This is a genomic window from Myxococcus sp. MH1, from assembly GCF_059738865.1.
The window spans coordinates 989,869-1,002,089 of sequence record NZ_AP026947.1; the positions used below are offsets into that span (position 1 = coordinate 989,869).

The following is a 12,221-nucleotide window of genomic DNA, read 5'->3' on the forward strand; positions in this document are numbered from 1 at the left end:
TCCGCCCGGGCCTCACTTCTTGATGAACATCCTCTCCAGCAGGTCGATGCCCTGCTGGACATTGCGGAGGGACTCGGCGTCGCCGGCGTCCTTGGCGGCGATGCGGAGGTTGTCCAGCCGATTCAACATGGCGCCCGGGCTCGTCACCCGCTTCTGAGCCAGGAGCTCGGGCAGGGCTTCCTCCAACGATTCGATGCGCTTGAGCACCTTGGCGCGCGACTGCGGGTCCAAGGGGGGGGGGGTGGGCTTGCTCGCGCTCGAGGGCCGTCCGGCACGGGCCAGTGTCTCCGGCTCGTCGGTGGTGGAACTCGTCTCTCGCGTGGACTTCGCGAGGGCCAGTGATTTCCTCGTGGCGGTTGCCGAGCCCTCGGACCCTGCTTCGGACTCGGACGGGGCTGCGACGGGCGCGCTCGCGACGGTGGGAGCCTGCTGTGCGGTGGAGCCCGCGGGATTCTGGCCATCACCGACGGCCGAGGTTCCGACGGCGCCACCCACCCCAGGGACCTGCTGCCCGGCGCGGGTTTCATCCCGGGGAAGCGCGGCGAGCTGCGCGGTGCCAGCCTCGTTCCGAGCCGCCCCGGCGAGCTGCGCAGACCCAGCCTCGTTCCCCGCCGCCTCGGCGTGGGCTTCGTCCCGAGCCTCCGCTGCGAGACGCTCGGCGGGAGCTTCGTTCTCCGCCGCCGCGGCGTGGGCTTCGTCCCGAACCTCCGCGGCGAGCCGGTCGGCGCGAGCGTCCACCTCGCGCTGCGGCGTGAGCGGCACGGCGCGGGCCGGCTCGCGCAGTATCAACGCCGCGGCGCCGACGAGCAGCAGCGCGGCCGTCCCCACCGCCACGGGCAGGTGCTTGCGCGCGGGCGCATCCAGCACGGCCGTCGGCCGCAGGCTCCGCTCCGCGCCCAGCTCCGTCGGCGCGGGCACGGGCGCGGTGGGCCTGCGCGAGGCGGCGTCGTCCGGGACGGACGGCTTCGGCTGGGTGGGGGCGAGCGCGCTCGCGTTGGAGTGCGTGGTGGAGCGCAGGGAGCGGCGCAGCTTGTGGAGCTGCTGCCGGAGCGCGTCCGCCGAGTTGGGGCGCGCCTCCGGGTCCTTGGTCAGCATCTGCAGGATGAACGCATCCAGCGCGGGCGGCAGGTCGGGCACGAACTCCGACGGCCGGGGCGGACGCGCCTCCACGTGCTTCATCAGCAGGTCCACCGGCGAGCTGCCGATGAAGGGCAGCCGCCCCGTCACCATCTCGAAGGTGACGACGCCCAGCGCGTAGAGGTCGGTCATCGGACCCACCTCCTGGCCTCGCGCCTGCTCCGGGGCCATGTACTCCGGCGTGCCCACCACCATGTCCGTGCGCGTCTGCGCGGTGCGGCCGGTGGGGCCCTGGCCCCGCTTGGCGAGGCCGAAGTCCAGCACCTTCACGTACCGCGAGCCGTCCGGCTGGTGGACCATGAAGATGTTGCTCGGCTTCAAATCCCGGTGCACCACGCCCGCGCCGTGCGCCGCGGCCAGCGCCGCCAGCACCTCGTCCAGGATGGGCAGCGCCTCCAGCACGGGCAGCCGCGTCCGCTCCGAGAGCACCGCGTCCAGCGGCTGGCCCTCCAGGTACTCCATGACGATGTACTGCCGGCCGTCAGGGACCTGGCCGAAGCCGAAGATGTCGATGATGCCGCGGTGGCGGATGGCGTTCACCGCGCGCGCCTCGGCGAGCAGCCGCTCCACCTGCTCGGTGGAGTGCGCCAGCTCCGGGCGCAGCACCTTCACCGCCACGCGCTTGCCGATGAGCGGCTGGATGCCCTCGTACACCAGCCCCATTCCGCCCACGCCCACCCGAGCGCGCAGCTCGTACTCACCAAGCTTCAGGCCGATGAGCGGGTCCCGCAGGGACTCCGCCGAGGCCTCCAGGGTGCTCTGCACGATGACCTTCGGCTCGTCGGCCTCCGGCGATGCCGGTGCCGGCGGTGGGACGTGGAACGCAGCGAGTGCCACGGTGCCATCCCGCGGGCACACACCGGTGTCGGCGGGGACGGGGAGACCACAGGTTTCGCAGTTCAGCTCGGAAGCCATCTCGGGAAGAAAGGCCAGCGTAGCAAGACCGGGAGGGGGGCGCGATGGGCTTCGGACCTGGGTGCAGGGCGAGCGTTCAGGCGACGCACACCCCAAGTGTCCCCGACGCCCCTCCAGCGTCGGTCAGCCGACGGATGTCCCTCACGGTGAGGTCGGGCAGCCCAACGTCGGCACCGACGCGCCGGGTTCGCCCGCAAGGCCCGTGCTCGGTCCACCATCGCCGCCCGGACCCTGGGTGATGGTCGTCCCCGCGTCGTCCTGCGTCACCTGCGAGCGTGTGCACCAGATGCCCACCGAGGGGCCGCCGCCACCACCGCCGCCAGGCCCGCCCGCGCCTCCGTTGCCGCCCTTTCCGCCAGGGCCGCCGGCGCCACTCTTGTAGGTCATGTCCTCGAGGTTGGTGCGCCCCACGGTCAGGCCTCCCTCCCCGCCGGCCCCCCCGCGTCCACCCGTGCCTCCCCGGCCACCCGCGCCGCCGCCGAGCGTCTCGATGGACGTGGCCGTCTCCAACGCCACGTTCGAGTCGAACACCAGCAGGCCGATGGACGCACCGCCGCCACCGCCACCCGCGCCGCCCTGGCCGCCGCAGCCGCCCGCGCCGCCGCCGCTGCCTCCGGGGCTGGCGGGCTCGGTGATCTGGGGGCTCGACTGGATGAGGCAGCTGCCACCGCTGCCGCCGCCGCCACCACCCGTACCGGACGTCCCCGGCTCACCCGCGCCGCCGTTCTGGCCCGCGCCCACCGTCCACGTCCCGTCGACCTCCGACAAGGTCCCCATTCCCGCGCCGAACGCGCCCGCGTCCCCGGGGATGCCCGCGACGCCCGCGTCTCCCGCGAAGCCGTCGCCAGCGGTACAGCTGCAGGAGGAGGGGGAGGCCCGGCAGTCCTTCGTGTCCAGGGCGCCACCCGCGCCGCCCGTCCCTCCCGTCGGAGGACCTCCCGCCTGGGGCTGCCCGGGGGCTCCGTCGTTGCCCACGGTCTTGTGGACTCCGGGGGCGCCGTCTCCGCCTGAGCGCGAGCCCTCCTCGCCGGGGCACGCCAGGTTGATGCCGCCCGCGCCACCCTCACCCGGCACGGTCGGGCTTTCTTGGAGGGTCTTGGTGCCCTCGCCGCCGTCGGGGCCCGGTGCTCCGGCGTCACCGTTCGCGCCATCCTGTCCCGCGGCGCCGTGTCCCGCCGTGAGCACGGTGTGGCGCAGCCGCACGTCCGAGCCGATGACGCGCAAGGCGATGGAGGGCTGTCCCGGCGCCTGTCCATCCGCGGAGCGCACGCGCAGGTACTCCAGCACGATGCCGGCGTCCGACAGTCCGCGAACGGTGAGCGCGGTGGGGCCGGCCTCCAACCGGGCCACCTGGGTGCCGGCGCGGCGCCAGCCGCCATCGCGTCCCGCGTAGCCGCCGTGGAGCGACACGGGCACGTCCAGCGTCAGCTCACCCTCCTGGTACTCCCCGCCCGCCAGGTACACCCGCGTGGGCGCGCCGCCGTCCCACTGGCGCACGAGCGACAGCGCGTGGCCGAGCGTGCGCAGCGGCGCGTCGCGCGTGCCGGTGCCGTTGACGTCGTCGCCCGTCACGGGGTCGACGAACAGGCCCTCGCTGGCGCGGCCGTCCACGCCGTCGCAGTCGGAGTCCTCGAAGGTGTCGTCCGGGGTGTCGTCGATGGCGGTGTTGGGGATGCAGCGCCCGGCGTCGGGCACCTGCTCGCACCGGCCTTCGTCGAGGCAGCGCTTCCGCGCGGCGTCGAAGTCGTAGCAACCGCCGGCGGCGAGCACCGCGCCGAGCGCCGCGCCCAGGGCGCCGAGCGTCCAGGTCTTCCGCATGGGTCCTCTCGAGGTCATGGCCACGTCCCGGACAGGCCCACCATGGCGCCACCCGACGTCACGGCGGCGGAGGGGACGACCTTCGCGGGAGGGTCGTCCTCCGGCCACAGGAACATCACCGCGCCGGCGACGAGCCCCGCCGCGCCCACCCCGAAGGCCACGCGGCTCACCGTCTGCGCGCTCTTGCCCTGGGACACCAGCGCGTCCGAGTCACGCAAGGGGATGTCCGCGCCGCCGGTCTCCAGCGTGTCGTAGCGGTCCTTCGCCTTCAGGTAGAACACCGTCCCCACGCCCGCGAGCACCACGCCGCCCGCCGCGGGCAGCCAGGCCCAGCGCCGCGCGGAGGAGGAGGTCTGCGCGAGGGCGGGCTCTGGCGGCACGGGCGTCGGCTGGGAGCCGGGGTCGGAGGTGCCAGGCCGGGTCACTCGCGTGGGCGGGGGAACGTCGTCGATGCGCGGCGGGGGAGGCGGTGGCCGCAGCGCGCGCAGCGTCGCGGGCAGCACCACGTCCAGCGTCTGCGTGAGCGCGTCCAGCAGGCCGTCCTCGAGCACGTCGGAGACGAAGTGCTCGGCGATGAGCGCGCCGTCCTTCGCCGCGTGGAGCTTCATTCCCGCGCGGTACCCCTGGGGCTTTCGCACCAGCTCCGTGACGAGCACGACCTCCGCCTGGCTGGTGGTGCCCAGCCATTGGATGCAGGGCGCCTCGGTGCGCTTGCAGCGCAGGAGCGCGCGCCGCTTCGTGGCGGGCAGCCTGCGGGTGACGTTGTCCATCCGGATGACGCGCACGCCTCGCGACTCGAGCTGCTCCGTGATGTGCTCGCGCGCGAAATCCACGACGTGAGTGGGAGTTCCCGTCGCGTCCGGGGGCGCGACCAACACGCTCAGGGGCCCCTGCGGGGCGGGGAGCGCGGGCGCCTGGGCGGCGACCACGGTGAAGACGGCGACGAGGGAGATCAACACGTGAGCACTTTCCCCCCGACACGACCTCCTCGCAAGAAGGGGAATCAGGGGCGACCCACCTCGGGTGGCATCACGCTCGCGGGCGGTGCGTGCGGTGACGGGAGACTCCACCACCCGGGTAGGGCGGCGGAGTCGTGACCCGTGGCCTCAGCGCCGAGGCCGCTCCGACGGAGCGGGGCGGATCTGCGTCTTCTCGGCGCCGCCCTGGGGCTCGGCCGTCGCGCCCGTGTCCTCGTCCTCGTCGTCCACGTGGGCGGGCATGGCCGGCGGGGGCCTGCGCGCGGCGAGCGCGGGGCGGGCCCCGGGAGGCGGAGGCCTGGGCGGCGGCGTGCCCGGGCGACGCGGCGGGGGAGGCCGGCCCGTGTCGGTGAGCAGCTCCTCGTCCACCTCCACCTTGGCCTCGGCGGCGTGGTCCATGCCGCTGGCGAAGGGGCTGCGGGTGGGCGGCGGCGTCTTGTCGTCGTCGCTCTCGGGAGGAGGCGGCGGGCGCGCGGCGGGAGGCCGGGCGGCGGCCTGTCCCGCGGGCGGCGTGGCGCTGGCCACCCTGGGAGGCGCGGCCGTCGTGGCGGGCTTCGAGGTGGGCAGGTTCGCGGGCACCTGCACCTGCACGGGCGCGGCGGCGGGCGCGGGCGCTCCACCGGCCTTGGCGGCCTTGGCCTCGCGCGCGCTCTGCTTGAGCTTCTCCTCGAACGCGGACCACTCCTGCTTGTAGTGCGCGGGGTCCGGCTGTCCCTCCTCGCGGTGCTTCAGCGAGGGCGCCCACCGCACGGTGTAGGACTCACCGGCGTGGAACGTGGGCGGAGGCGGCAGGCCATAGGTGGCCGGGTCGAAGAACGAGTCCTCCAAATCGCTGAAGCCGTACGCCTTCGCCTTGGCGACGAAGTTGGGGATGATGCCCGTGGGCGCGTGGTAGCCGAGGATGTGGTCGTCCTCGTCCTTGGCCACCGGCGTGAAGACGAAGATGTCCTGCGTGCGGTAGTCGCCCTTCTCGTTGAGCGGCAGCACCTCCGACAGGGCAATCGTCTTGCGGCTGCCGTCGTGCAGACGCTCGCAGCAGATGACGAAGTTGATGGCGCTGGCCACCTGGGCGCGCACGGCCACCATGGGCAGCTCCACGCCGGACATGAGGCACAGCGACTCGATGCGGCGCAGCGTGTCCGTGGGCGTGTTGGCGTGCGTGGTGGCCAGCGAGCCGCCGTGGCCCGTGTTCATCGCCTGCATCAGGTGGAACGCCTCGCCGCCGCGCACCTCGCCGACGACGATTCGGTCCGGACGCAGACGCAGCGCCGAGTGCAGCAGGTCTCCCATGTCCACGCCGCCCTTGCCGAACTTGTCGGGCGGACGGCTCTCGAAGGCGACCACGTGTGTCTGGTTGAGCTGGAGCTCGGCCGAGTCCTCGATGGTGAGGATGCGCTCCTCGTCGGGGATGAGCGACGAGACGATGTTGAGCAGCGTCGTCTTGCCGGAGCCCGTGCCGCCGGCCACCAGCATGTTGAGCTTGGTGGCGATGCCCGCCTCGATGAGCCGCGCCATCTGCGGCGTCAGCGAGCCGAACTTCAGGAGCGACTGGACGGTCAGCTTCTCCTTGAAGAACTTGCGGATGGAGATGGTGGTGCCGCGGCGGGCAATCGGCGGAATCACCACATGGATGCGGCTGCCGTCCGGAAGGCGCGCGTCCAGGCGCGGGCGCTCCTCGGTGAGCATGCGGCCGACGAACTGGGCCATGTTGCGCGCGGCGCCGATGAGGCCTTCCTCGGTGAAGGCCGCGTCCGTCTTCGTCAGTCGGCCCTTCTTCTCGATCCACACGTCGGTGGGGCCGTTGATCATGATCTCCGACACCGACTCGTCGTCCAGATAGGGCAGGACGGGCTTGAGGAAGGCGCGGAGTGACTCGGTGTACATCGTCATGGCGCCTCGCAGGCTAGCGCGCCCGGGGCCTTCTCCCCAAGAACCCGTCCCGCCCGCCCGGTCGCTTCCAGTGCGGCTGTCACCCCCTGGACGCCGGGACGAAAGCGATGGGCCCCCCGCGCGGGCGGTGCTTCAATGCCCGACCTCGCAGGTCGGACGGGGAGTCACGCCATGTTGAAGGACGGGTTGCCGGAGGACTGGAAGCGGGAGCTGAAGTCCGCGCTCGATTCACCCTCGTTCCAGGAACTGGAGCGCTTCGTCGCCCAGGAGCGCGAGGCGGCCACCGTCTTCCCCTCGGAGGAGGACCTCTTCTCCGCCTTCCGGCTGACGCCCTACGCGGACGTGCGCGTGCTGCTGTTGGGCCAGGACCCGTACCACGGGCCCGGGCAGGCACACGGGCTGGCGTTCTCCGTGAAGCCCGGCGTGCCCTCGCCGCCCTCGCTGGTCAACATCTTCAAGGAGCTGGAGGCGGACGTGCAGGAGCCCCGTCCCAAGACGGGCTCGCTCATCCCCTGGGCCGAGCAGGGCGTGCTCCTGCTCAACGCCGTGCTCACCGTGCGCCAGGCCCAGCCCAACAGCCACGCGGGCCACGGCTGGGAGGACTTCACCGACGCCGTCATCCGCGCGGTGAGCGCCAAGCAGGACGCCGTCGTCTTCCTCCTCTGGGGCAAGTACGCCCAGAAGAAGAAGAAGCTCATCGATGCGAAGCGCCACGTCGTCATCGAGGGCACCCACCCCTCGCCCCTGTCGGCCAGCAGCGGCTTCTTCGGCAGCAAGCCCTTCAGCAAGGTGAACCAGGCCCTGGAGTCCAAGGGCCGGCCCCCGGTCGACTGGCGCCTGTCCCGGTGAAGCGGCGGGCCGCACCGCGCGTCCGGGCACGAAGGCCGTGCCTCCGGGACGAGGCTTGATACGGTGCGTCGCGACATGACCGCCGCCTTCGTCGCCGCCTCCACGCCCGAGCTGCTGGAACCCAACGTCTACCGCACCCGCTTCCACGCGGACTGGTACCAGGGGAGGGGGGCCTATGGCGGCGTGGTGGCGGGCACGGCGCTGCGCGCGCTGGAGCACACGCTGGCGGACGCGGCCCGGCCGGTGCGCTCCTTCACCATGCACTTCTGCTCTCCCGCGGTGGAGGGCGAGGCGCGGGTGCTGACGCGCATCGAGCGCGCCGGGAAGCTCGTCACCCACGCCACGGTGCGCGTGGAGAACGACGCGGGCGTGGTGGCCGTGGGCAGCGCGACGTTCGGCGCCTCGCGCGGCGGGGCCCTGGAGTACCTGGACCTGACGCCCCCCAAGGTGCCGCCCCCGCTGGACGTGCCGGCGACGCCCGACGACGTGCCCATGCCGGACTTCTGCCGCCACTTCGAGTTCCGCTTCTGCCTGGGCTCGGCGCCGTACTCGGGCTCGGACGTGGCCGAGACGGGCGGCTGGCTCCGCCCCCGTCAGCCCACGGTGCTGGACGCGCCCCTGTTGGTGGGGTTGATGGACGCCTATCCCCCGGCGGCCCTCTCCCGCGTGGAGGGCTTCCGCCCGGCGGCCACGGTGGACTTCACCGTGCACTTCTTCCACCCGCTGCCCAGGCCCGGGCTGAAGCCGGACGCCCACTTCCTGCGCACCGGGCGCTCGCGTCAGGCGGGCGAGGGCTACGCGGACGACTACCAGCAGCTGTGGACCGAGGACGGCGTGCTGCTGGCCCAGTGCCGCCAGCTCTTCGTGGTGATGGGCGGCTGAAGTCCCGCCATCTGGTAGTGTCGGCGGCGTGCAAGTGCTCTGGGTCGTCGTCACCGCCATCGCCGCGCTGCTCGCCGCGGTGGGTGTCCTCTTCGTGGTCGCCGGTCTCAAGGACGTCCAGCGCGCCCGGCGCACCCTGAGCTGGCCCACCGCGCCCGGCACCATCCGCTCCGCCGAGGAGTTCGAGCGCCGCCTCCCCGTCGCCGGCCCGGCCGAGCCCCGCATCCACTACGAGGCCGTCATCCAGTACGAGTACACCGTGGGCCGCGTCCTGGTCGGCACCTCCACCCTGCGCGTGGACCCCGCCGCGTACACCAACCCGGAGCACGCCCAGTCCGTCCTCCGGCGCTATCCCCCGGGACAGGCCGTCCGGGTCGCCTACAACCCGGCGGACCCCACCGACGCGGTGCTGGAGCCCGGCGCGCACGCGCCCAGCTTCGTGCGGCTGGGCGTGGGGCTGGGGCTGGTGGCGCTCGGCGCCTGCATCCCGCTGGTGGCGCGCTGGTTCGCGGCGCGCCTGTAGGAAAATCTCCGTCCTGGACGCAACTGATCCACGTCCCCCGCGACAATCCCTTCACATTCTTTCCCGGCCAGTCCCCGGCCGAGGTCCGCCATGAGCGATCGCTCCTCCATCCGTCGCGGTCAGCAGAACCCGGTTCGCACCACCCAGACGCCGCAGAACGCCGCGGTGGTGAAGAACACGACCACGGACAAGGTCGTCAAGGACACCAACACGGGTGTCCAGACCACCTTCGAGAACGGCCGGCTCCAGAGCCACTTCGAGCGTGAGAAGAGCACCACGCAGAACTGGAACACCAGCTACAGCCACGAGTCCCAGCACGAGTCCACGGGCCGCGTGACGGGCGCCATGGCGAGCCTGCTGGGCGCCATCCCGAAGGTCGGCATCGACGGCCAGTTCACCAAGGGCGCGGCGGTCAAGAAGTTCGAGGGCGGCTTCGGCGACGCCAACAGCGTGGCCCAGGGCTACGGCAAGGTGAGCCTGCTCGAGGCCGAGCTCAAGGGCTCCGGCGAGGTGGGCATCGAGGGCGGCAAGCTGTTCGCCCGCGGCGACCTGGACGCGAAGGCCACGCTGGTGGACGCCGAGGGCACGCTGCGCGCGGGTGTCGGCCCCATCCAGGCGGAGCTGCAGGGCAAGGCGTGGGTGGGCGCGAAGGCGGGTCTCCACGGTGAAGTGACGGTGGACCCCATCAACGGCAAGTACGCGGCCCGCGTCGGTGGTGACGCGTTCATCGGCGCCCGCGCCGGTGCCACGGGCACGGTGAAGCTGGGCGACTACGGCGGCGTCACGGGCCGTGCGGAGGCCTGGGCCGGTGTGGGTGTCTCCGCCCGTGCCGAGGCCAGCTGGGACAACGGCCGCTTCAAGGCCCGCGTGGACTTCGGCGCGGCCCTGGGCGTGGGCTTCAAGCTCGGCTTCGACGTGGACATCAACTTCGGGAAGATCGCCGACGCGGTGAAGAGCGTCGTCGAGAAGCCGGTCGAAGTGGTCAAGGATGTGGTGAAGTCCGTCGGGAACTTCTTCAAGGGGCTGTTTGGCTGATGGCGGAGACCGCCAGGTACGACGCACTTCTCGCAGCCGGGGAGCTGGACCAGGCACGTCGGGAGGCCGAGGCCGCGCTCAAGCGCGATGCCTCGGACCTGGCGGCCCGGGTCGCGCTCGCCCGGCTCGCGGCATTCGATGGCAACGAGGCCCAGGCCGAGTCATGGCTCGCGGGCGTGAGCGCGGAGGAGCCGGACGTGCAGCTGGTCCGGGCCGCGCTGCTCACCCGGCGAGGTGACGCGGCGGGCGCCCTGGCGCTCTACCGGAAGGTGGCGAAGGCGCGCCCCCAGAAGGCCGAGGCCTGGTTCGGCCAGGGCTACCTCCTGGCGGAGCAGGGCGACAACGCGGGTGCCCGCACCGCGCTCGAGCAGGCGGTGAAGCTGTCGCCGAGCACGGCCATCCATCACTTCCACCTGGGGCGCGTGCTCTTCGCCCAGGAGAACCTGAAGGACGGCTTCCACCACCTCCAGGAGTCGCTGCGCCTCAACCCGAGGCACGGGCCCAGCTACCTGGTGCTCGCGGTGGCGCTCCAGGCGGGCGGTGAGCTGGGCGCGGCCGAGGAGCTGCTGACCACGGGCATCAAGGCGCTCGACGGCGACCCGTACCTGCTCAACGCGCTGTGCAACGTGCAGCTGGCGCGCGGCAACCTGAGCGGCGCGGTGGCCACGGCGGAGACGCTGGCGCGCGTGGAGCCGGACGCTCCCGCGGCGCAGGCGAACCTGGCGCGGCTGCGGCTGGCGCAGGGGCGGCTGACCGACGCGCTGGAGCTGTGCAGGAAGCTGGCGTCGCGCGGACAGGCCACCTCGCAGAGCCGCATGGTCGAGGGCATGGCGCTGGAGGCCATCGAGCCGGTGGACATCCCCGCCGCGCTGACGGCGTGGCGCGAGGCCATGAAGCTGGACCCGGACGACTGGGCCCCCGCCAACAACCTGGGCAACCTGCTGATGCGCATCCCGGAGGATGAGCTCCCGGGCGCGGGCCAGCAGGCGCTCGAGGCGCTGGAGGAGGCGCACCGCCGCGCGCCGGAGCGGCCCGAGCCGCAGCTCAACCTGGCGCTCGTGAGCGCGCGCCTGGGCGACAAGCAGCGGGCGACGCGGCTGGCTCAGTCGCTCTTGAAGCTGGAGCGCCTGGACCCCGAGTGGCGCGAGCAGGCCGAGCGGCTCATCAAGGCGCTGGCCTCCTGAGCTGAGGTGACGGACGGGCGCTCACGGGCGCCCGTCCGGTGGCGTCGCGGCACGCGGTGTGGTTCCCGCCACGGCGCGACAGCCGGGCCAGGCCGCCGCACGGGTGTGTCGATGTCTCTGGCCTGCGCCGCGCGTGGCCGCCGTCCGAGCGCATTGATGCATCTGGCGCTCCGCTCGCGCGCGTGGCCATCGACCCGCCGCGCGGATGTGTGTGTCGATGTCTCTGGCCTGCGTCGCGCGTGGCCGCCATCCGAGCGCATCGATGCATCCGGCGCTCCGCTCGCGCGCGTGGCCATCGACCCGCCGCGCGGATGTGTGTGTCGATGTCTCCGGCCAGCGTCGCGCGTGGCCGCCATCCGAGCGCATCGATGCATCCGGCGCTCCGCTCGCGCACGTGGCCATCGACCCGCCGCACGGATGTGTGTGTTGATGTCCCTGGCCTGCGTCGCGCGTGGCCGACATCCGAGCACACTGATGCATCTGGCGCTCCGCTCGTGCGCGTGGCCATCGACCCGCCGCGTGGCGTGGCACCGCCTCCGCCTGTGAAACATGTATCGAGCCCGTCGCGGGTGGCTGGTTTCACCGCACGGGGCTCGGCGTTCACGCCGCCACGTTGGCGAGCTGCTTCATGAGCAGTCGAATCAGCTCCACGGGATGGATGGGCTTGGGCAGCAGCTCCGCGCCGTAGCGGATGGCGACGGGGATGAGGTCATCGAGCTGCTCGTGGCCGGTGAGGAAGATGAAGGGCGCGTTGCACTCCTTCAGCTCGCGCATGGCGATGAGCACGTCCGCGCCGTTCATCGACGGCATGTTGTAGTCGCACAGGATGGCGGAGATGTTCCCCAGCTCCTCCTGGAACGCGCTCTCGGGTGACTGCACCGTGCGCACCTGGAAGCCGGCGCTCTGCAGGATGTCCGTCACCAGCGAGAGCACGAACAGGTCATCGTCAATCACCAGCACGGTCTGCATCGCGCGCTCTCCCGGCAAGCCTGTCTCATCCTACGAGCCGGG

10 protein-coding genes are annotated in these 12,221 nt (G+C 72.5%); 5 read left to right on the plus strand and 5 right to left on the minus strand.

The window, feature by feature from the left end; all coding sequences use genetic code 11:
- Positions 1 to 12: 12 nt before the first annotated feature.
- The 4 genes from AC6JA9_RS04130 to AC6JA9_RS04145 all read right to left on the minus strand — a co-directional run bounded on the left by AC6JA9_RS04130 (position 13) and on the right by AC6JA9_RS04145 (position 6,737).
- The gene (locus AC6JA9_RS04130; protein ID WP_497959118.1) at positions 13 to 2,052 is read right to left on the minus strand and encodes a serine/threonine-protein kinase; all 2,040 of its coding nucleotides are present in this window, start codon (positions 2,050 to 2,052) and stop codon (positions 13 to 15) included.
- Between the two features lie 141 nt (positions 2,053 to 2,193).
- Positions 2,194 to 3,870, minus strand: a complete 1,677-nt coding sequence (locus tag AC6JA9_RS04135) for a hypothetical protein (RefSeq protein WP_255653416.1) — start codon at positions 3,868 to 3,870, stop codon at positions 2,194 to 2,196.
- Positions 3,871 to 3,884: 14 nt separating this feature from the next.
- Complete coding sequence (locus AC6JA9_RS04140; protein ID WP_223749278.1) at positions 3,885 to 4,829, minus strand: hypothetical protein; 945 nt, start codon at positions 4,827 to 4,829, stop codon at positions 3,885 to 3,887.
- A 147-nt stretch (positions 4,830 to 4,976) separates the two neighbouring features.
- Entirely contained in the window at positions 4,977 to 6,737 is a 1,761-nt protein-coding gene (locus AC6JA9_RS04145; RefSeq protein WP_497959119.1) for a TadA family conjugal transfer-associated ATPase, read from the minus strand.
- Positions 6,738 to 6,908: 171 nt separating this feature from the next.
- Here AC6JA9_RS04145 and ung point away from each other — a divergent pair, with 171 nt between their 5' ends.
- The 5 genes from ung to AC6JA9_RS04170 all read left to right on the plus strand — a co-directional run bounded on the left by ung (position 6,909) and on the right by AC6JA9_RS04170 (position 11,210).
- Entirely contained in the window at positions 6,909 to 7,586 is a 678-nt protein-coding gene (gene ung, locus AC6JA9_RS04150; protein ID WP_223749280.1) for a uracil-DNA glycosylase, read from the plus strand.
- Between the two features lie 63 nt (positions 7,587 to 7,649).
- Positions 7,650 to 8,468 carry an acyl-CoA thioesterase gene (locus AC6JA9_RS04155; RefSeq protein ID WP_223749281.1) on the plus strand — a complete coding sequence of 273 codons (819 nt, stop codon included), beginning with the start codon at positions 7,650 to 7,652 and terminating at the stop codon, positions 8,466 to 8,468.
- A gap of 28 nt (positions 8,469 to 8,496) precedes the next feature.
- The gene (locus AC6JA9_RS04160) at positions 8,497 to 8,991 is read left to right on the plus strand and encodes a DUF3592 domain-containing protein (protein WP_223749282.1); all 495 of its coding nucleotides are present in this window, start codon (positions 8,497 to 8,499) and stop codon (positions 8,989 to 8,991) included.
- Positions 8,992 to 9,081: 90 nt separating this feature from the next.
- Positions 9,082 to 10,026 (plus strand): hypothetical protein, encoded by a 945-nt coding sequence (locus tag AC6JA9_RS04165; RefSeq protein ID WP_223749283.1) that lies wholly within the window; start codon positions 9,082 to 9,084, stop codon positions 10,024 to 10,026.
- Positions 10,026 to 11,210 (plus strand): tetratricopeptide repeat protein, encoded by a 1,185-nt coding sequence (locus tag AC6JA9_RS04170; protein ID WP_497959120.1) that lies wholly within the window; start codon positions 10,026 to 10,028, stop codon positions 11,208 to 11,210. Before AC6JA9_RS04165 ends, AC6JA9_RS04170 begins: the two co-directional genes overlap by 1 nt.
- 600 nt (positions 11,211 to 11,810) lie before the next feature.
- Here the strand turns inward: AC6JA9_RS04170 and AC6JA9_RS04175 are convergent.
- A complete protein-coding gene (locus AC6JA9_RS04175) occupies positions 11,811 to 12,179 on the minus strand; it encodes a response regulator (protein ID WP_141326776.1) in 369 nt (122 codons plus the stop codon).
- Between the last annotated feature and the right edge of the window lie 42 nt (positions 12,180 to 12,221).

Coding starts and splice junctions, on each gene's coding strand:
- AC6JA9_RS04130 (WP_497959118.1), bottom strand. CDS start 2,052: ATGGCTTCCGAGCTGAACTGCGAAACCTGTGGTCTCCCCGTCCCCGCC.
- AC6JA9_RS04135 (WP_255653416.1), bottom strand. CDS start 3,870: ATGCGGAAGACCTGGACGCTCGGCGCCCTGGGCGCGGCGCTCGGCGCG.
- AC6JA9_RS04145 (WP_497959119.1), bottom strand. CDS start 6,737: ATGACGATGTACACCGAGTCACTCCGCGCCTTCCTCAAGCCCGTCCTG.
- ung (WP_223749280.1), top strand. CDS start 6,909: ATGTTGAAGGACGGGTTGCCGGAGGACTGGAAGCGGGAGCTGAAGTCC.
- AC6JA9_RS04165 (WP_223749283.1), top strand. CDS start 9,082: ATGAGCGATCGCTCCTCCATCCGTCGCGGTCAGCAGAACCCGGTTCGC.
- AC6JA9_RS04170 (WP_497959120.1), top strand. CDS start 10,026: ATGGCGGAGACCGCCAGGTACGACGCACTTCTCGCAGCCGGGGAGCTG.
- AC6JA9_RS04175 (WP_141326776.1), bottom strand. CDS start 12,179: ATGCAGACCGTGCTGGTGATTGACGATGACCTGTTCGTGCTCTCGCTG.